The organism is Ferribacterium limneticum (assembly GCF_020510625.1).
Lineage (GTDB): Bacteria > Pseudomonadota > Gammaproteobacteria > Burkholderiales > Rhodocyclaceae > Azonexus > Azonexus limneticus_A.
Genome location: NZ_CP075191.1, coordinates 1,481,829 through 1,501,477, shown reverse-complemented (window position 1 = coordinate 1,501,477; position 19,649 = coordinate 1,481,829). Strand labels below are relative to the sequence as shown.

The following is a 19,649-nucleotide window of genomic DNA, read 5'->3' as shown; positions in this document are numbered from 1 at the left end:
ATGACCCTGTCCAAACGTATGCTGCTTCTGATGGCCACCTCCGTCCTGGCCCTGATTCTCGTTGCCGGTCTGAACCTGCTGCAAATGGGGCGGGTATACACGGCGGCAAATTTTGGCAACGAGAATGTTGTCCCCAGCATCCTGGTACTGGATGACGCGCTGCTTAAACTCAGCCAGATGCGCATCCGCATCTACCGTCACATCCTCAATACTGACGAAAAAGCGATGGCGGAGATCGAAACCACCATCGAAAAGGCAAAAACCGGGTTCGCTGACGCGCTCAAGGCCTACGAGCCCTTGCTTATCAATGCCGAGGACAAGCGCCTGCTTGACGAAGAAAAGGCCATGTTTGCCAAGTATTCGGAAGCCATCAGGCCGCTGCTCGAGCTATCCCGCCAGAACCGCAACGTAGAAGCCAAGACAAAGCTCGACGAGGTCGGCAGTATCGCGCGGCATCTGAACGAAGCGCTCGAAGCGCACATGAAGTTCAACGCCGAACTCGGCAAAAAAACCGCTGACGAAGCAGCCGCCACCAAACAGCTGGCCATCTGGCTCTCGCTGGGAATCTCCGGGCTGGCCATCCTGATCGTTGGTGGCCTGGCGATGCAGATTCGCGCCAGCCTGACATCCCGCCTGCAGGAAGCCAATCATCTGGCCGCTGCAATCGCCGCCGGCGACCTCTCCAACCGCAATGCGCCGAAATCGGTTTCCGGTGACGAGGCCGGGCAACTCATCCAGGCCATGGAAAAAATGCGCCAGGACCTGGCGAGGACGGTTGGGCAGATCGTTGCCAGCAGCGACGAGCTCTCCTCGTCGGCCGCCCAATTGTCGATCACGGCCCAGCAGGTTTCGGCCAGCACCCAGAGTCAGTCCAGCGCCACGTCGGCTTCCGCGGCTGCCGTTGAACAGCTGACGGTCAGCATCGACCACGTCGGCTCCAGTGCCGACGATGCCAGTCACCAGGCCGGCGAGGCCGGCAAACTGGCTATCGAAAGCGGTTCGGGTGTCGAAACGGCCACCATGGAAATCAACAAGGTGGCTGCCAGCGTTGATGAAACGGCGCAAAAAATTCAGACCCTGTCCGAGCACGTCAAGCAGATCGGCAACATCACCACCGTCATCCGCGATGTGGCCGACCAGACCAACCTGCTTGCCCTCAACGCCGCCATCGAGGCGGCACGAGCCGGCGAACAGGGCCGCGGTTTTGCCGTGGTGGCCGATGAAGTACGCAAGCTGGCAGAACGAACCACCCTGTCCGTCCGCGAAATCAGCTCTGTCATCTCGACCATTCAGGCAGGGGTTTCGGACACGGTTTCCAGCATGCAGGAAAACTGCAAGCAGGTCGCCGAAGTGGTCGTCGCCTCGCAATCCGCCAGCAATTCCATGTCAGGCATCCGCGACGCGACCGAAATGGTGTGCGATGCGATCACCGGCATCTCCGAAGCCATGCGCGAGCAGCGCAGTGCCTCGACGGAACTGTCGCGCAATGTCGAATCGATCGCCCAGATGTCCGAGGAAAACTCGGCCGCCGTCGCTTCGGTGGCCAGCACGGCGAGCGCCCTGGTCTCGGTATCGGATCGCTTGAAAGCGGCGGTATCCGGTTTCCGCGTCTGATGGTGCTTTGAGCGGGAGGCGGCCGGGCGGAACACGGCCGGCCGCCTCCCGGCTAAAATTTTTCCATTCTTGATTTGTCTCACCCGGATGAAAACTCGCCGCTGCGTATAATCGTCGGCTTATGAGCATCCCCGCCTCACTCGCCGACCACCTCCAGCTAGCCGCCCGAAAAACGCCAACCAGCCTGGCTTTGCACTACGGCGAGCAAACCTGGAGCTTTGCCGAGTGGCTGGCCGAGATTAGGCTGCTAGCCAGCACGCTACCCCCCAGGGACTCCCCGCTCATGTGGTCGGGGAATAGCCTTGAACTTGCCCGCCACGCGGGCGCCTGCAGTATCCGGAATCTGGCTTTTTTCCCGATTGATCGCAGCTCATCCCTGCAAAAGACTTCCTTCGAGCTTGATCGGACGCGTCACGACGTTGCGCTGATCATTTCGACCAGCGGCAGCGAGGGAAAACCACGCGCCGTGCTGCTCGGCAAGGCGCAACTCGACGCCGCAGCGGCCGCTTCGAATTTGCTCCTGCCGCTCGGCCCCGGCGACCTGTGGCTGAACTGCCTGCCGCTCTACCACATCGGCGGCCAGAGCATCCTGTGGCGCTGCGCCAGCGCCGGTGCCGCGGTACGGCTGCACGACGGCTTCGACGCCGCCAGCGTGGCCGGCGATCTGGCCAGCCAGCCGGTCAGCCACATCTCGCTGGTCCCGGCCATGCTCGCCCGCCTGCTCGATCTCGGCATCCGGCCGCCGCCGACGCTACGCGTCACGCTGATCGGCGGCGCCGCGCTCTCCCGCCCACTCTACGAAAGGGCGACGGCGGCTGGCTGGCCGCTCTATCCCAGCTACGGCATGAGCGAGACTGCCGCCCAATGCGCCACCTTCGACCCGGCCGATGGTCCGTGGCATGAAGGCCTGGTCGGCCGGCCGATGCCCGGCCACGAAATCCGCGTCGGTGACGACGGCCGAATCCGGATACGTGGCCCGCAAGTGATGCTCGGCTATCTCGACGGCAGCGGCCTCGATGGCGATGGCTGGTTGCTCACCGGCGACCTCGGCACGATCGATGCAAACGGGAATCTGACCGTGCTTGGTCGTGCCGACGACATGCTGATCAGCGGTGGCCGCAACGTTCATCCGCAGGAAATCGAATCCTGCCTCGCCGCCTGCCCAGGGGTCGAAGATATTGCCGTCACCGGCCTGCCCGACCCGGTCTGGGGCGATCTGATCGTCGCCCTGGTGGTTGGTCCGGTCGCACCGGAAAATCTGCTCGCCCACGCCCGCGCTCATCTGCCGTCGGCTGCCCTGCCGCGCCAGATTCGCCATCTCGCCCACCTGCCGCGCAACGCCACCGGCAAGCTGGAACGCGCTGCCCTGCGGCGCCTCGCCGCCGAGCTCAGACCATGATCTACGCGCTGCGCAGTCGTCTGGCCTCGCCGGATACGCTATCCAGACTTCAGGCACTCGCCGAGGGTGCCCCGGCCTCGGCACCGGTCAGCCTGCGTCTTGAACTTGGCCGTTCCAGCACCGACTGGCTGCACCTCCTGCCCGGCCATTTGCCCAACTGGTACCGGGCCCGGCCGGACCACCATGAATTCCGCCTGGGCATCGGTCATGCCCTGCATGTCGGCACCGCCGGTCCCAACCGCTTTGCCGCACTGGACAATGCCTTCAGCGGCTTTTGCCAGCACTGGCGCCGCAACGGCCCGGCCCTGGCCTTTGCCGGATTTGCCTTTGACGCCGCCAACAACACCCCGTTGCCCAACGCGCTGCTATCCATCCCTGCCATCCTGCTCGAAAACGTTGCCAGCGACTGTTCGGTCACGCTGACCGGTGCCGCCGGCCGGCTTGCCCAGGCAGCGGCGGAATGGGCCAATTGGCTGAACCCCTCGCCGGCCATCGAAACACCGCGTCTGTTGCCCGCTCGCCCCGAGCCGCTCGCCGAACGTGCCTGGATCGCCCGCGTCAACGGCGCCCTGCGCGACATCGCAGCAGGCAGTGTCGACAAGGTCGTGCTCAGCCGCAGCCGAAAATTCGAAGCGGACGGGCCATTTTCGCCAGCCGGCATCCTGGCCCGGCTGATCGAACAACAACCATCCGGCCTGATCTACGCCTACGGCAACGGCCAGCAGACCTTCCTTGGCGCCACCCCGGAACGGCTGGTGCGCCTGCATGGCCGGCAAATCAATGTCGATGCGCTGGCCGGCACGGCGTGGCCCGGCTCGCTGGCCCTTTCCGAGAGCAAGAACCGGCACGAGCAATCCCTCGTCGTCCGCGCGATCTGCGATGCGCTTTCCCCGCTGTGCGAAGCGGCGCCGAGCGTCGGTCCAATCGAGGAACACCTGGCCGGCCGCTTGGCGCATTGGCGCAACCGGATTACCGCCGATGTCCAGGCCGGGACCAGCCTGTTCGATCTGGTTCGCACCCTGCATCCGACACCCGCCGTTGGTGGTTTTCCGTCTGCCGCTGCCCAAAGCTGGCTGGCCACTCATGGCGAAATACGCAGTGGCTGGTACAGCGGTGGTTTCGGCATCCTGACACCGGAGGGCGACGGCGAATTTTCCGTCGCACTGCGTTCCGCCCTGATCGACGGCAAGCTTGCCGAACTGCAGGCCGGCGCCGGCATCGTCGCCGGTTCCGACCCGCAGCATGAACTGGCCGAAACCGAAGCCAAGCTGGGCACCCTGCTCGCCGCGATTTCTTCCACTAAAAAATCCAGCAACAGTATCAGCGCCTGAAAACCTGCCCGGTTTTGCCATTTTCCGGCACAGCCAGAGCGGCTCACTGTCATCCCGCTGAAACATTAGTGCAACAAAATGATGGTCTTAAAGCCTATACTTCAAGGATCACATGGAGCGCGCGCGATGACCCACCCCCAACTAAAACCCCGCTTCCCGCCCGAGAACTATCTCAACCGGGAACTTGGCCTGCTGGCTTTCAATCGCCGCGTTCTTGCCCAGGCGCAAGACGAACGGATGCCCCTGCTCGAACGACTGCGCTTCCTGTGCATCGTTTCGAGCAATCTCGACGAGTTCTTCGAGATCCGCATGGCCGGTTTGAAAGAACAGGTCAAGGCGCATGCTACCGTGGTCACGACCGACGGCAAGACCGCGCAGGAGGCCTACCGCCTGGTTTCGGCCGAAGCCCACGCCATGGTCACCGAGCAGTACCAGCATCTGAATGAGGTCATCCTGCCGGCCCTGGCCGAAGAGGGCATCCGCTTCCTGCGCCGCTCGACCTGGAACGAAGCGCAGCGCGAATGGATACGCAACTACTTCATCCGCGAAATGGTGCCGGTGCTGACACCGATCGGGCTCGACCCCTCGCACCCCTTCCCGCGCGTCCTGAACAAGAGTCTCAATTTCGCCATCGAACTCGAAGGCAAGGATGCCTTCGGCCGCAGTTCCAACGCTGCCATCGTCCAGGCACCACGCGTCCTGCCGCGCGTCATTCGCCTGCCGGAAGAACTGGCGGGCTATGAATACGGCTTCGTTTTCCTGTCGTCCATCCTGCACGAGTTCGTCGGCGAACTGTTCACCGGCATGACCGTGCTCGGCTGCTACCAGTTCCGCGCCACGCGCAATTCCGACCTCTTCGTCGATGAGGAAGAAGTCACCAACCTGCGCACCAAGCTGCAGGGCGAACTGCCGCAGCGCCACTTCGGCAACGCCGTCCGCCTCGAAGTCGCCAACAACTGCTCGGAGGCGATGACCGAATTCCTGCTCGCCCAGTTCGACCTCAAGCCAGCCGATCTTTACCGCGTCAATGGCCCGGTGAACCTCGTCCGCCTGATGCAGGTGCCGGACTGGGTCGACCGTCCCGACATGAAGTTCCGCCCCTTTGTCCCCGGCACGCCGAAGGGACTGGCCAAGGGTGCCAATATCTTCGACAGCATCCGCAAGAACGACATCCTGCTGCACCACCCTTACCAGTCCTTCGCACCGGTTATCGAGTTTCTCAGCCAGGCGGCCACCGACCCGAGCGTCGTCGCCATCAAGATGACCGTCTATCGGACGGGTACCGATTCGGTATTGATGGAATCGCTGATCCGCGCCGCCCAGAATGGCAAGGAAGTGACCGTCGTCGTCGAACTGATGGCTCGTTTCGACGAAGAAGCCAACATCAGCTGGGCGACCAAGCTGGAACAGGTCGGCGCTCATGTCGTCTATGGCGTCGTCGGCTACAAGACGCATGCCAAGGCTTTGCTGATCGTGCGCCGCGAGGATGGCGGCCTGAAGCGTTATGCCCACCTCGGCACCGGCAACTACCATCCGCGCACCGCCCGTCTCTATACCGACTTTGGCCTGATGACCGCCAACGAGGAAGTCACGCACGACGTCGCCGAAGTATTCAAGCAACTGACCGGACTGGGCAAGGCACGCACGCTGAAGCACCTGTGGCAGGCGCCCTTCACCTTGCAGCAGAACGTGGTTGCCGGCATTCTGGCCGAAGCGGAAATCGCTCGATCCGGCGGCAAGACGCGCATCGTCGCCAAGATGAACTCGCTGCTTGAATCCGAAGTGATCGATGCGCTGTACAAGGCCTCGCAGGCCGGCGTCGAAATCGACCTGATCGTGCGTGGCGTCTGTGCGCTGCGCCCCGGCGTTCCCGGCCTGTCCGACAACATCCGCGTCCGCTCGATCATTGGCCGCTTCCTCGAACACCATCGCATTTTCTACTTCCTGGCCGGCGGCAAGGAAAACGTCTATCTGTCGAGCGCCGACTGGATGGACAGAAATTTCTTCAAGCGCATCGAGCTGGCCTTCCCCATCCTCGACCCCAAGTTGAAGAAGCGCGTCATTACCGAAGGTCTCAAGTTCTATCTGGCCGACAACCAGCAGGGCTGGGAAATGAACAGCCAAGGCGTTTACCAGCGGCGGCGCTCGACCCGCAGCAAGCCGCACAACGCGCAAGGCGAACTGATGGTTACCGTCGGCAACAGCTGAACCAGTCAGTCCGGAAAAATGCGGTGTGGCCCGTCAAGATGGCCACCCGCATTTCAAATCGGGCGGAATAACACGCCCCGACCCACCGTTTCCCGCGTGTTCCGGTTATAGTTTTGGCTAAATTTGGATTTCTTGCCAAAGTCAGCAAACTAAAATCAATGAACCCACTACGGATACTCCTGGTCGACGACAGCCTTGCCGTTGGCACGCTGATCGGCGAACAACTCCGAAGCAACGGGCACCTCGTCACTTTTGTGCGCAGCGGCGAAGATGCGATTGCCTCCTATCGGGAATCGCTGCCCGAACTGATTCTGATGGACATCGAAATGCCCGGCATGGGCGGCCTCGAAGCGATCAAGCAGATCCGGAAAATTCCGGCGCCGCTCAGGGTGCCGATCATCACCGTCACCAGCCACACCGATGAAACCAGCCTGCTAAGCAGTTTCATGGCCGGCGCTGACGACTACATCATCAAGCCGATCCAGCCCCTGCTCCTCGATATCCGTATCCAGGCGATGATGCGTATTGTCTCGGTGCAGCGCTCGTCGGCCGCCATGATCGACAACATGATCGAAGGTGTCATCCGGATCGACCGCGTTGGCCGAATCTCGGCCTTCAACAAAGCGGCCGAGAACATTTTCGGCTACGCGGCCAGCGAGGTGCTGGGCAAAAATGTGAACATGCTGATGCCTTCGCCTTACCGGGAAGAGCACGACGACTATCTGGGCAACTATGCGGCGACCGGCCAACGCAAGATCATTGGCATGGGCCGCGAGGTCAGCGGACAGCGCAAGAATGGCGAGATATTCCCGATGCATCTGGGCGTCACCGATGTCGAGACCCCGGACGACCGGTTTTTTGTCGGACTGATCCGCGACCTGACCGTCGAAAAGACGCTGCGCAAGCGGCTGGCGGAAAGCCGAAACTTCCTGGCCGACGTCATCGAAAACAGCCCTGCGGCCACTTACGTCAAGAGTCGCGAAGGACGCTACCTGCTGGTGAACCGTAAACATGAAGAGGTGACCGGCAAATTGCGGGCAGAGACGCTGGGCAAGACGGACGCTGAAATATTTCCGGCCGCCGCCGCCGAAGCCTACCGGCGCGTCGACCTCGACGTGATGGCCAGCGGAAGCACCATCGAGGCCGAAGAGGCACTGCACGACGAGCAGGGCGAGACATTCTTCCTGTCAGTCAAGTTCCCGACGCGGAACAGTTCAAACGAAATTACCGGCATTTGCGGCATCTCCACCGACATCACGCCGATCAAGAACTACCAGAAGGAACTCGAACGCCTGTCGCAATTTGACGAGCTGACCAATCTGTTCAATCGACGCCACTTCATCAGCCTCGCCAAGCATGAACTGAACCGCAGTTCACGCTATGGCAGCAAGTTGTCGGTCATGATGCTGGACATCGATTTCTTCAAGCGGATCAATGATCACCACGGTCATAAAACCGGTGATCTGATACTCGCCAATGTTGGCAAACAGATCGGTGACGCCTTGCGCGACAGCGATATTGCCGGGCGCATGGGCGGCGAGGAATTTGCCGTCCTGCTACCGGAAACCGATCTCGAACAAGCCAGTATCGTGGCTGAGCGCCTGCGCAAGCAGGTCGCGGAAACATGGCTCGACATTGGCGATGGCAGCACCTTGAACTGCACCCTGTCGATCGGCGTCGCCACCATGACAGATCAGAAAACCGACCTGGAGAACCTGCTGCATCAGGCCGACACGGCGCTCTACGCGGCCAAGAACTCGGGCCGCAACAAGGTCAGTTGCGCCGAGCCGAATCGTCCGGCGTAAAGAACAGCCCAACACCCAGCGCAATCAGCACCAGCGGCCACCACTTCCGGATCAGCGCGACCAGATCGAGTTCGAACAGGTCGAGATTGACGCCCAGAGCAATGGCGCCGATGACGATCAGGGCAATGGCAGCGAAATGGCCTTTCATGCGTTCTCTCCGGTAATCAGGCGCGGCGCACGCCGACGACGCCTTCGACGTCGTGGACCAGCGTCAACGTGCGCTGCAATTGCTGCAGGTTGGTAATTTCGACGGTAAAGCTCATGTGCGCCTTGCCCTGTTTGGACTGGGTGTTGACGCCGACGACATTGAGTCTTTCGCGGGTGAAGATTTCGGAAATATCGCGCAGCAGGCCCTGGCGATCGTGTGCATCGACAATGATGTCGCAGGCAAAAACACCGGTGGTCTGCAGGCCCCAGTCGGTCTCGATGACCCGCTCGGGATGCAGGGCAGCGAGATTGGCAAAGTTGGGGCAATCCATGCGGTGGATCGAAATACCCTTGCCCCGGGTAATGAAGCCCTGGATCTCGTCCGGCGGGGCCGGCTTGCAGCAACGGGCCAACTGGGTCAGCAGCTTGTCGACGCCAACGATCAGGATGCCCTGATTGCCGGCCACCGGCTTGCTCGGCTTGGCGATCACTTCATCGGGCAATTGCGTTTCGGCCAGCAGGTCGCCGCCCTTGGCCACGGCCTGGAATTGCCGCTGGTTCAGGTCGCCACGCGCCGCGGCGATGTACAGGTCATCGGCCTTGGCAAAGCCCAGCTTGTGCGACAGTTCCTCGATATTCGCCCCGGTCTGCCCGGCCCGCTGCAACTCCTTGCCGATCAGGCCGCGTCCTTCGGACAGCGTTTCTTCCAGGGCCAGGTTGGAGAACCAGCCCCGCACCTTGACCCGGGCGCTCTTGGTATGGATGTAGCCGAGGCCGGGATTCAGCCAGTCGCGTGACGGTCCGCCCACCTTGGCGGTGACGATCTCGACCTCCTGCCCGGTTTCAAGCGAGGTATTGAGCGGCACCAATTGGCCACCAACCTTGGCGCCCCGGCAACGATGACCGAGGTCGGTATGCACGCGATAGGCGAAATCGACCGGCGTCGAGCCGGCCGGCAGGTCGACGACCTTGCCCTGCGGGGTGATGACGTAGATCGTCTCGTCAAGCGCCGCCTGCTTGTAATGCTTGACCCAGTCCGAGCTGTCGGCGACTTCGTCCTTCCAGGTCAGCAGCTGGCGCAGCCAGGCGATCTTCTCGTCGTAATCGTCCTCGCTCGTCCGCTTGCTGCCTTCCTTGTAGCGCCAGTGCGCGGCGACGCCGAGTTCGGCGTGCTTGTGCATCTCGACGGTACGAATCTGGATCTCCAGGCTGCGCCCATCCGGGCAGCGCACGGCCGTATGCAGCGAGCGATAGTAGTTACCCTTGGGATTCGAGATGTAGTCGTCGAACTCCTTGGGAATCGGCTGCCACAGGTTGTGCACGATGCCGAGCGCCGTGTAGCAGTCCTTCAGGTCATCGACGATGATGCGCAGGGCGCGCACGTCGTAGACCTCGGAGAACTCGACGTCCTTCTTCCGCATCTTGTTCCAGATGCTATAGATGTGCTTCGGCCGGCCATAGACCTCGGCCGACAGCACGCCGGCCAGCGCCAGTTCGCCACGAACCCGCACCACGGCATCGACGATGAACTGTTCGCGCTCGCTACGCTTCTCGTCCAGCATCTTGGCGATTTTCTTGTAGATATCCGGGTGGATGAAGCGGAAGGACAAGTCCTCCAGTTCCCACTTCAGTTCCCAGACCCCGAGCCGGTTGGCCAGCGGCGAATAAAGTTCCAGCGTTTCCCGGGCCACCTGCACGCGCAGGTCGTCCGGGTTGGCGGCGTAGAAGCGCAGGGTTTGCGTCCGGCTGGCCAGGCGCAGCAGGACGACGCGAATGTCCTCGACCATGGCGAGCAGCATCTTGCGCAGCACTTCGACCTGGGCCTTCATCTCGGCCGGATTGACCTCGCCGGCCTCGATATTGGTGGCGACGAAGCCCTTGGTGATCGGCCGCAAGCGGTTCAGCCGCGAAATGCCATGCACCAGATGCGCTGCCGGCTTGCCGAAACGGGTTTCGATGCTGGCAATGCCGTGTTCGTCGTGGGCCGGAATGGCGAATAGGACGGCGGCAATGCGCGATTCCACATCGAGCTTGAGGCCGGCAATGATGACGGCCATGCCCAAGGCGTGGGACCAGATGCGCTCGCCACTGCCCAGCGTTCGGTCGCCATAGACTTCCCAGGCGTATTCGACGGCCTTTTTCAGGCGCTCGGCATCTGCAGGAGGCACCCCGTCTGTCAGCGTGACGAGGAACTGTTCGAAGTCGCTCGTGGCGGCGACGGAATGGACGACGGAAACCATGGAAGCGATTATAAGGCGGATCAGCATCCGGTAACGCTAGCAAAAACCACCGAACATCCAGTCAGCATTCGGCAAGGCATGCCTGATCGGCGATTGTTGCTATATGATGTTCTTACTAAAAATAGATGCGATCCTCATGGATTGGGTGCCCCCCATCATTCGCCGCTTTCTCGGATTTCTGCTTGTCCTGTTCCTGACCGGTACAGCCCATGCCGAGAGTGATCGAATTCAGTCGGTCCGCATCGGCGTCCTGGCCTACCGAGGCACCCAGCAGGCCATTCAGGAATGGCAAGGACATGCCGATTATCTCGGTGCCAGACTCCCGGGCAGGCGCTTCGAAATCGTCCCGCTTGGTTATGCTGAAATCGACGAAGCCGTTCGTACCCGCTCGATCGAACTGCTGATCACCAACACCGGTCACTACACCGAACTCGAAACCACGGGCAATGTCTCGCGCATCGCTACCCGCTTGATCGCCAGCCCGAGTGGACCGCTCAAGAGTTTTGGCGGTACCGCCATCACCCTCGCCAGCCGTACGGACATCGCGCACTATCGCGACCTGAAGGGCAAGCGCCTGCTGATTCCCGACAAATCGAGTCTTGGCGGCTGGCAGGTCCACCTCCGTGAAGCGCTGGACCAGAAGATTCAACTGGAGAACACAGTCTCAGCGCTGATCGAAACCGCCAACCATGAAAAGGTGGTGCATGGCGTCCTGGCCGGCGATGCCGATGCCGGCTTCGTTCGCTCGGACCTGATCGAAGCGATGATTACCAAGGGCACACTCCAGCCCGGCGCCCTGAAAGTGATCGACGCCCGCAACACAGCCGGCTATCCCTACCTGCACAGCACGCGACTGTATCCGGAATGGCCGCTGGCCCGGGTTGGAGACTTTCCGGAAGACATCAGCAAGGCCATTCTGGTCGCCCTGCTGGCGATGAGTCCCGACGATGCGGCAGCGCAACAGGCCCATATTGCCGGCTGGACCCTGCCGCAGAATTACCAGCCGGTACTCGACCTTTTCCGCGAGGCCCGCCTTGGCCCCTACGCCAGGCAGGACATCACCTGGTCCGACATCATGGCCCGGCATGGCGTGGAATTGATGGGCGGCACCATCGCGGCGCTTCTTTCCCTCCTGCTGGCACTCGGCCTGATGTTGCGCAGCAACCGGATACTGCATGACAGCGAAGCCTCGTCACGCCTCTCTGCCGGTGTCTTCAAGCATGCCGAGGAAGGCATCCTGATCACCGATGCAGCGGGTCACATCGTGCGGGCCAACGACAGCGTCTGCAGCATGACGGGCTACAGCCACGCCGAACTGATCGGCCAGACACCTCGCCTGTTCCGCTCGTCGCGCCAGAGCAGCGATTTTTATGACGAGCTGTGGAAAGTACTGCTCTCCAACGGTGCCTGGCGGGGTGAAATCTGGAACCAGCGCAAGGATGGGACGATCTATGCGCAGCGGACCAGCATCTCGTCGATTCGCGACCGCGACGGGATGATTACCCATTTCATCGGTCTTTTCTACGACATTACCGAACTCAAGCAGAGCCAGGACCAGCTGGAAAAACTGGCCTACTACGACGCACTGACCGGCCTGCCCAATCGCCTACTGCTGGCCGACCGCCTCAAGCAGGCCATCGCCCAAAGCAACCGACGCGGCGACCTGCTGGCCGTCTGCTACCTCGACCTCGATAACTTCAAGCCGATCAATGACCGCTGGGGGCATCAGGCCGGCGATCGCCTGTTGGTCGAGGTTGCCCGGCGCCTGACGCAATGCCTCCGCCAGCACGACACGGTGAGCCGCCTGGGCGGCGACGAGTTCGTTCTGCTGATCAGCGAACTGGGCAGTTTTGCCGAATGCGAACAGGCATTGCAGCGGATCGGCGATGCGCTGAACGTGCCTTTCATCATCGACTCGGAACAGGCCGGGGTCACCGCCAGCTTTGGTGTCACCATCTACCCGGCCGACAGCACCGACCCGGACACCCTGCTCCGCCATGCCGACCAGGCCATGTACGCTGCCAAGCAGGCCGGCCGGCATCGCTTCCAGCTCTATCACCAGCAAAGCGATTTTTCATCCAGCCAGCATCGCGAACACCTGAGCGAACTCAGGCGCGGCCTGGAGAACAGGGAATTCCTGCTCCACTACCAGCCCAAGGCCGACATGCGCGCCGGTCGCATCATCGGCGCCGAAGCCCTGTTGCGCTGGCAGCATCCCGACAAGGGCCTGCTCTACCCCGACAGTTTCCTGTTCATGTTCGAGCAAACCGGCTTGCACCTTGAGTTGGGCGAATACGTCATCGATGCCGCCCTGACCCAGATGGCGTCCTGGGCTCGCAACGAGCAGCTGCACCTGGCCATCAGCGTCAATATCGATGCCCAGCACCTACAACGCCCGGATTTTGCCTGCCATCTGCAAGACATACTCCAACGCCACCCGACCGTTTCGCCACAACTGCTCGAGCTGGAAATCGTCGAAACTGCCGCCCTGCAGGATCTGTCGCAGGTTTCCGAGCGCATTTCGGAATGCCGCAAACTCGGCGTGCAGTTTGCCATCGACGATTTTGGTACCGGCTATTCATCGCTCTCCTATCTCAAGCAACTGCCGATGCAGACGCTGAAGATCGACCGCTCGTTCGTTCATGACATGCTGGATGATCCGGACGACCTGGCCATTGTCGATGGCGTGGTCGGTCTGGCCTCGGCCTTCCGGCGCCGCGTCATTGCCGAAGGCGTCGAAACGGTCGCCCACGGCACCCTGCTCCTGCATCTCGGTTGCGAATGGGGCCAGGGCTACGGAATTTCCCGGCCGATGCCAGCCGCCGACCTTCCAGCCTGGATCAAGCGCTGGCGTGCCCCGCCCGAATGGCACGACGCCATCCGCTGGCCGCCGGAAGACCTGCCGCTGCTGACGGTCGAGGTCGATCATATTCGCTGGGTGCGCCAGTTCGAAGCGCTGATCAACGCCGAGCCGGACAGCGGCCTGCCGGTCCCGCCGCTTGATGCACACGCCTGCCGTTTCGGACAATGGCTGGATAGCGACGATTTCCTGCGCTACGCCCATCTGCAGGCGGTTCAGAAAATTGTTCCCATCCACGACGAGGTCCATCGCTGCGGCGCTGAGTTGGTGCACCTGTATGCCGACAACCCACCGGCTGCCCGCCAGCGGCTGGGCGAAATATTCCAGCTCCGCGACAAACTCCTTGCCAGCCTGGGGGCCCTAAGACAGGCCGTGATCCATGCCGACATCGGCTCGGCCAACAGCAATTCGCCAACGGCAGCGCGTTAGGGAAAGCCGACGCAGCAAGCAGTACGCCTTCAGGCATAATCCGGCGACCATGAAAAATCTGTTCGCCAATCCCTATCTGCTGCTGACCCTGACCGTGCTTTCGTGGTCCGGCAACATGGTCATCGGCCGCGGCGTTCGTGGCGACATTCCGCCGCTGACCTTTGCCTTCTGGCGCTGGGTCATTGCCTTCGCCCTGATCCTGCCGCTGGCCCTGCCGCACCTGAAAGCGCAGTGGCCGCTGCTGAAAAAAGGCTGGAAACCCCTGCTGGTGCTCGGCCTGCTTGGTGTCGGCGGCTACAACACCTTCGCCTACATCGCGCTGCAGGACACCACGGCAACCAACGCCGCGCTGCTGAATTCCTTCATCCCGATCGCCACTATCGCCATTTCGTGGGCCTTTCTCGGCAAGCACCTGCGTCGGATCGAAGGCATCGGGGTCGTCGTCTCGCTGTGCGGCGCGATGACCATCATCTCGCGGGGTGACCCCGCTGTTCTGGCCCACCTCAATCTCAACATCGGCGACGTCTGGATGCTGGTTGCCGTGCTCGACTGGGCGATCTATACCGTCGCCCTCGCCTGGCGCCCGGCCGGTGTCCATCCGATGCTGATGCTCGGCGCAACGACCGTGATCGGCCTCTGCGCACTGGCCCCGGCCTACGCTTGGGAAATGGCCCAGGGGCGGTTCATGAACGTTAACTTCGGCTCGCTTTCGGCGCTGGCCTACGTCGGCATCTTCCCCAGCTTCCTCGGCTACATTTTCTACAACAAGGGCGTGGCGGAAGTCGGCCCCAACAAGGCCAGTCTGTTCATCCACCTGATGCCGGTTTTCGGCACCCTGCTCTCTTTCATGTTCCTCGGCGAAATACCGTTCTGGTACCACTATCTGGGCATCGGACTGATTTTCACCGGCATCTGGCTGACCACGAAAAAATGAGAGAACTGCTCGACCGCCTGCGCGGCAAGAAGCAAACGCTGATCCCCGACACCCTGTGGGCAGTGACCGTCACGTCACTACCCTTTCTCGATGTCCTGTCGCTCGACGAGCAGAAACAGCTGAAGGCGCTGGCCGAGGCCTTTCTCGCCGAAAAGGAATTCAGCACGGCCGGCGGGCTCGAACTGAGCGACGAAATCTGCGTTTCCATCGCCGCTCAGGGCTGTCTGCCCATCCTGAAGCTCGGTCTCACCGCCTACCGCGACTGGATTGGTATCGTCGTTTATCCCGACGAGTTCGTCGTGCCACGCCGCATCGAGGATGAATCCGGCATCGTGCACGAATACGACGACGTGCTTTCCGGCGAAGCCTGGGAAGGCGGCCCGCTGATCGTGTCATGGCACGACATCCAGATGGCCGGTGACGGCTACAACGTGGTCATCCACGAATTCGCCCACAAGCTGGACATGCTGAACGGTGACGCCGACGGCATGCCGGCCCTGCACAGCGGCATGACCGAGGCCGAGTGGGAGGAAATCTTTTTCGCGGCCTACGAGGACTTTTGCCAGCGGGTCGACAGCGGCGAGGAAACCGCCATCGACCCCTATGCCAGCGAAGCCCCGGCCGAATTTTTCGCGGTACTGACCGAGAGCTTCTTCGAAATCCCGGATGTGGTGACCGAGGAATACCCGGCCCTGTACGAACTGCTCAGCCGCTACTACCGGCAGGACCCGCTGGCCCGGCTGACGAAGGCCGCCAACGCATCGAGTACCAGCGCCTCCTGATCGCGCTGCGGCGAATGGCCGCATTTCGGCAGCTTCAACAGCTCAGTGCCCGGCACCTGCTCGGCAATCACCTCAATCTGGCGCATCGTCGCGTACTCGTCGTCCTCGCCCTGGATAGCCAGCACCGGGCAGCGGATTTTCGGCAGGTATTCCTCGATGTTCCAGTCGCGGAATGGCGGCGACAGCCAGCAATCGTTCCAGTCGCTGAACACTCGCGGTGCATCGCGATGGTAGCGGGCCAGTTTGTGCGGCCAGTCGGTGTCGTCCCAGACCTGGCGGGCGACCCGGATTCCGGCCAGCGTTTCGGCCTCGACGAATTCATGCGGCGCCATGACGGCCACACCGAGCGGCACCTCGGGAAAAGCCCCGGCGAAAATCAGCGCAATGCTGCCGCCGTCACTATGGCCGATCAGGATTGGCCGCTCGATATTCAACGCTGCGAGCAAGGCCGGCAACATTTCCTCGCCCTCGCGGTGCATGTAGCGTGGCGTGCGTGGCTCAGGATAGGGTTCCGAACCACCATAGCCAGCCCGTGACCAGACGATGAGTCGACAACCGGTTGCCGCCGCCAGCTTTTCCGGAAAATGCCGCCACATGACGACGCTGCCCAGACCTTCATGGAGCAGCAACAATGTCGGCCGCCCTTCGGCGGTAGCCGGGTAATCGCGATATTCGAGTTTCAGGCCTTTGACAGTAACGTGTTTCATGCGCTCAAAAGAAATTCGCGGACGACGGCAATCTGCTCATCCGACTGGAACATGGGGGCATGGCCAACGCCGGGAATTTCTGCCAGCTTGGCGTGCGGGCCACAGGACGACATTTTTTGCCAGGTAGCGCGGGTCAGCAGATCGGATTCGGCGCCACGGATCGCCAGCGTCGGGCAGGCAATCTGCTCGTAGACCGGCCACAGGTCGATGTCCTTGTCGACGAATGCCGCCTTGAACGGCTCGGCAATCCGCGGATCGTAACGGAAGGCCCAGCGGCCGTCAGCCCGCTGCGTAATGCTGGTTTCGGTCAGATGGTGCCACTGGGCCTCGGTCAGCGCACCGAACGGGGCGCTGACCAGCTTGACGAAGGCCAGCGCCTCGTCGAAAGTTGCCCAGACCGGATCAACCCCGACATAGGTGGCAATGCGCTGCAGTGATTCGACGGTGATCAGCGGCCCGACGTCGTTGAGCACCAGTTTGCGGATCGGCGTGCCGTCCTGCGCCGCCAGCGCCATGCCGATCAGCCCACCCATCGAGGTGCCGACCCAATGCACGGTATCAACGTTCAGCCGGGCGATCAGCGTCACCATGTCGGCGACGTACTGCGGGATGCCATAGGCGGCTGGGTCGCGCAGATGGGCGCTCTTGCCACGGCCGACGACATCCGGGCAGATCACCCGGTAATGCGCCGACATGGCCTCGGCCAGCGCATCGAAATCGCGGCCATTGCGGGTCAGGCCATGAACGCAGACCAGCACGCGCGGATTATCGCGGGCGCCCCACTCGGTGTAGGCCATCCGGTGCAAACCCGATGGTCCGATGCACTGCACGGTTTGTTGTTTGAATTGCATATTGCCTCCTCCTCGCCAATGTATCACCGGCCGAACCAATAACGGGCGCGCGCTTGCCGCCACGCCGACATGGCGACATCCCGCTCGCCCAACACCACCTGCACGGCGCCATCCCGATCAGTCCGCCAGATACGGCTGCCCATCGCCTCGTGGCGCGCCACCACCTCAGGTTTCGGGTGGCCGAAACGACTGCGATAGCCCACCGGGATGACCGCCTCGCTGGCGCCGACGGCCTGCAGGAAAGCGGGTGTCGATGAAGTTTTCGAGCCGTGGTGCGGCATCAGCAGGACATCGGCCTGCAGCCCGGCCGGATAGCGTTTGAGCAATTCGGCCTCATCGGGCGCCTCGATATCCGAGGTCAAAAGCATCCGCCGGCCACCGGCTTCAACGCGCAGCACACAGGACAGGTGATTCGATTTCGTATCGACCGAATAGGCCTCCGCAGCCGGATGCAGCACCTCGAAAGCCACGCCATCCCATACCCAGCGCTGCCCCGCAACGCAACGATCACCATCCATTCCGACCACCGAGGAGCGGAGTTCGCCCACATTCAACGCGGCGCGAACCGAGGTCGTTCCGCCGGAATGGTCGGTATCGCGGTGGGTCACCATCAGCATGTCGACCTTGTCGATGCCGAGAAAACGCAGGTAGGGCACGACGACCCGCTGCCCGGCATCCGACTCGGCGCTGTAGAGCGGCCCGGGATCGTAGATCAGCGTGTGCTCGCGGGTCCGGATTACCGTCGCCAAGCCCTGACCGACATCGAGAATATCGATCCAGGCTTCACCTTCAGCAGGCTTTTCCGTGCTCCCAAACAGGGCTGGCAGAATCAGAAACATGCCCAGCCAGCGCCCGGGCAGACCACGTGGCAACAAACAGATGCCAACCCCCAGGCCGCCCGCAATCGCCAACCAGAGCGGGGGCGCCGGAACCTGCCAGACCGGCCAACTGGCGCACCATTCCAAAAAAAGCATAAGCCAGGCCATGACCTGATGCGCCAACCCAAGGATGGGCCACCACGGGATGACCGCACCGAGCAGGGCAAGTGGCGTGACGACAAAGCTGATCACCGGAATGGCCAGTGCATTGGCCAGCGGGGAGACCAGCGAGAATTGCTGGAAGACCAGCAACAGTATCGGCAGTGAAGCGAGCGTCGCCACCCACTGGACAGTGCCCCACGACTGCAAATGGAGGCGCCAGCCCTGCGCTACGCCCACCTGCGCCGATCCGACATAGAGCAAGGCACCGACGGCGCCGAAAGACAGCCAGAAACCGGCAGCCAAAACAGCCCATGGATCGAACAAGAGCACCACCAGCAGGGCCAGCGCCAAGGTTCGGCTCGGTGCAACGAGGCGCCCGGACAGCATGGCGGCGGCAGCAACCAGCAGCATGTAGAGCGTGCGCTGGGCCGGCACGGCAAAACCCGCCAGCAGGGCATAAGCCAGCGCGGCCAGGCAGGCCGCGAGCAAACCCGCTTTTTGCGCCGGCAGGCGCAGCACCAAAGCGGGAACCCGCCGCCAGCCGAAAGAGACCAGCCAACCAAACAAGGCAGCGACCATCGTTACATGCAAACCCGATATCGACATCAAATGTGTGGTGCCAGTCCGGTTGAAGATCGTCCATAGATCTCCGTTGATCGCCTTCTGGTCGCCGATGACCAGGGCGACCAGGACACCGGCCCATGGATGATTCTCCTCAGGTAGCAGGCGGGCGAAAGAAGCGCGGACCGCGTAACGCAAGCGTTCGATCGCGTAGCCGGGTTGCCAGACCATGTCTGCCAGTCGCTGCGGAGGATTGGGCCGAACATAACCGCTTGCCCGGATATTGCGTTCGAGCAACCAGGCTTCGTAGTCGAAGCCACCGGGATTGGCGTTGCCGTGCGGCCGTTTCAGGCGCACGGTAAAGCGCCACTGCTCGCCGGGCAGCACCGGCAGGCGCGCGAACAGCTCTTCATCGCGCCGCCCCTGATACCAGGACAGCATGATTCTTTGCGGCACGATGGCCGCCTTGGGCGACACGCTGGATACGTCGAACTCGAAACGGGTGCCGTTGCTGAAATCCTGCGACAGCCCGGCAATGACGCCGATCACCTCGACATCGCGCCCTTCCCAGCCCGCATCAAGATGATCTGCCAGCCGAATATCAGCCCGCCAGCCAGCCCAGGCGAAGCCGAGCGCGAAGCATCCGAGCATCGCCAGCAGATGCACCGACCAGTTTTTCCAGCGCAATGCCGGCAGCACCAACAGCAGGCCCGCCATCGCCCAAGCCATCCAGGCAGGCAGTTCCGGCTGCATCTGCAGACCGAGCACACCGATGGCAAAGGCGAGAATATTCAGGCGCAT

At 62.1% G+C, this 19,649-nt stretch carries 13 protein-coding genes; 8 read left to right on the top strand and 5 right to left on the bottom strand.

Annotation, left to right across the window (positions count from 1 at the left end; all coding sequences use genetic code 11):
- The 5 genes from KI617_RS07110 (at nt 1) to KI617_RS07090 (ending at nt 8,357) form a co-directional block, all read left to right on the top strand.
- Nucleotides 1-1,614, top strand: a complete 1,614-nt coding sequence (locus KI617_RS07110; protein ID WP_226451312.1) for a methyl-accepting chemotaxis protein — start codon at nt 1-3, stop codon at nt 1,612-1,614.
- Nucleotides 1,615-1,735: 121 nt separating this feature from the next.
- Complete coding sequence (locus KI617_RS07105; protein WP_226451311.1) at nt 1,736-3,013, top strand: class I adenylate-forming enzyme family protein; 1,278 nt, start codon at nt 1,736-1,738, stop codon at nt 3,011-3,013.
- Nucleotides 3,010-4,344: an isochorismate synthase gene (locus KI617_RS07100; RefSeq protein ID WP_226451310.1), complete on the top strand. Its 1,335-nt coding sequence runs from the start codon at nt 3,010-3,012 to the stop codon at nt 4,342-4,344. The genes KI617_RS07105 and KI617_RS07100 overlap by 4 nt, the downstream gene beginning before the upstream one ends.
- Nucleotides 4,345-4,470: 126 nt before the next feature.
- Nucleotides 4,471-6,552: a polyphosphate kinase 1 gene (gene ppk1 / locus KI617_RS07095; protein WP_226451309.1), complete on the top strand. Its 2,082-nt coding sequence runs from the start codon at nt 4,471-4,473 to the stop codon at nt 6,550-6,552.
- 158 nt (nt 6,553-6,710) lie between these two features.
- A complete protein-coding gene (locus KI617_RS07090) occupies nt 6,711-8,357 on the top strand; it encodes a GGDEF domain-containing response regulator (RefSeq protein WP_226451308.1) in 1,647 nt (548 codons plus the stop codon).
- On the opposite strand, the gene KI617_RS07085 is transcribed toward KI617_RS07090, so the two are convergent.
- Nucleotides 8,326-8,505 carry a LiaI-LiaF-like domain-containing protein gene (locus tag KI617_RS07085; protein WP_226451307.1) on the bottom strand — a complete coding sequence of 60 codons (180 nt, stop codon included), beginning with the start codon at nt 8,503-8,505 and terminating at the stop codon, nt 8,326-8,328. The two genes, KI617_RS07090 and KI617_RS07085, sit on opposite strands and share 32 nt — an antisense overlap.
- A 16-nt stretch (nt 8,506-8,521) precedes the next feature.
- Nucleotides 8,522-10,744: a RelA/SpoT family protein gene (locus KI617_RS07080; RefSeq protein ID WP_226451854.1), complete on the bottom strand. Its 2,223-nt coding sequence runs from the start codon at nt 10,742-10,744 to the stop codon at nt 8,522-8,524.
- Nucleotides 10,745-10,880: 136 nt separating this feature from the next.
- Here KI617_RS07080 and KI617_RS07075 point away from each other — a divergent pair, with 136 nt between their 5' ends.
- From KI617_RS07075 to KI617_RS07065, 3 genes are read left to right on the top strand one after another with little or no spacing between them, the layout of a single operon-like run.
- Complete coding sequence (locus tag KI617_RS07075; protein ID WP_226451306.1) at nt 10,881-14,033, top strand: EAL domain-containing protein; 3,153 nt, start codon at nt 10,881-10,883, stop codon at nt 14,031-14,033.
- Nucleotides 14,034-14,082: 49 nt separating this feature from the next.
- Nucleotides 14,083-14,967 (top strand): DMT family transporter, encoded by an 885-nt coding sequence (locus KI617_RS07070; RefSeq protein WP_226451305.1) that lies wholly within the window; start codon nt 14,083-14,085, stop codon nt 14,965-14,967.
- Nucleotides 14,964-15,749, top strand: a complete 786-nt coding sequence (locus tag KI617_RS07065; protein WP_226451304.1) for a M90 family metallopeptidase — start codon at nt 14,964-14,966, stop codon at nt 15,747-15,749. Before KI617_RS07070 ends, KI617_RS07065 begins: the two co-directional genes overlap by 4 nt.
- On the opposite strand, the gene KI617_RS07060 is transcribed toward KI617_RS07065, so the two are convergent.
- From KI617_RS07060 to KI617_RS07050, 3 genes are read right to left on the bottom strand one after another with little or no spacing between them, the layout of a single operon-like run.
- Nucleotides 15,683-16,456 (bottom strand): alpha/beta fold hydrolase, encoded by a 774-nt coding sequence (locus KI617_RS07060; protein ID WP_226451303.1) that lies wholly within the window; start codon nt 16,454-16,456, stop codon nt 15,683-15,685. The genes KI617_RS07065 and KI617_RS07060 overlap by 67 nt on opposite strands.
- Entirely contained in the window at nt 16,453-17,307 is an 855-nt protein-coding gene (locus KI617_RS07055) for an alpha/beta fold hydrolase (protein ID WP_226451302.1), read from the bottom strand. The genes KI617_RS07060 and KI617_RS07055 overlap by 4 nt, the downstream gene beginning before the upstream one ends.
- A gap of 23 nt (nt 17,308-17,330) precedes the next feature.
- Nucleotides 17,331-19,649, bottom strand: coding sequence for a DNA internalization-related competence protein ComEC/Rec2 (locus tag KI617_RS07050; RefSeq protein ID WP_226451301.1), 2,319 nt, complete (start codon nt 19,647-19,649; stop codon nt 17,331-17,333).

Coding starts and splice junctions, on each gene's coding strand:
- KI617_RS07110 (WP_226451312.1), top strand. CDS start 1: ATGACCCTGTCCAAACGTATGCTGCTTCTGATGGCCACCTCCGTCCTG.
- KI617_RS07105 (WP_226451311.1), top strand. CDS start 1,736: ATGAGCATCCCCGCCTCACTCGCCGACCACCTCCAGCTAGCCGCCCGA.
- KI617_RS07100 (WP_226451310.1), top strand. CDS start 3,010: ATGATCTACGCGCTGCGCAGTCGTCTGGCCTCGCCGGATACGCTATCC.
- ppk1 (WP_226451309.1), top strand. CDS start 4,471: ATGACCCACCCCCAACTAAAACCCCGCTTCCCGCCCGAGAACTATCTC.
- KI617_RS07090 (WP_226451308.1), top strand. CDS start 6,711: ATGAACCCACTACGGATACTCCTGGTCGACGACAGCCTTGCCGTTGGC.
- KI617_RS07085 (WP_226451307.1), bottom strand. CDS start 8,505: ATGAAAGGCCATTTCGCTGCCATTGCCCTGATCGTCATCGGCGCCATT.
- KI617_RS07080 (WP_226451854.1), bottom strand. CDS start 10,744: ATGGTTTCCGTCGTCCATTCCGTCGCCGCCACGAGCGACTTCGAACAG.
- KI617_RS07075 (WP_226451306.1), top strand. CDS start 10,881: ATGGATTGGGTGCCCCCCATCATTCGCCGCTTTCTCGGATTTCTGCTT.
- KI617_RS07070 (WP_226451305.1), top strand. CDS start 14,083: ATGAAAAATCTGTTCGCCAATCCCTATCTGCTGCTGACCCTGACCGTG.
- KI617_RS07065 (WP_226451304.1), top strand. CDS start 14,964: ATGAGAGAACTGCTCGACCGCCTGCGCGGCAAGAAGCAAACGCTGATC.
- KI617_RS07060 (WP_226451303.1), bottom strand. CDS start 16,456: ATGAAACACGTTACTGTCAAAGGCCTGAAACTCGAATATCGCGATTAC.
- KI617_RS07055 (WP_226451302.1), bottom strand. CDS start 17,307: ATGCAATTCAAACAACAAACCGTGCAGTGCATCGGACCATCGGGTTTG.
- KI617_RS07050 (WP_226451301.1), bottom strand. CDS start 19,649: ATGCGCCTGAATATTCTCGCCTTTGCCATCGGTGTGCTCGGTCTGCAG.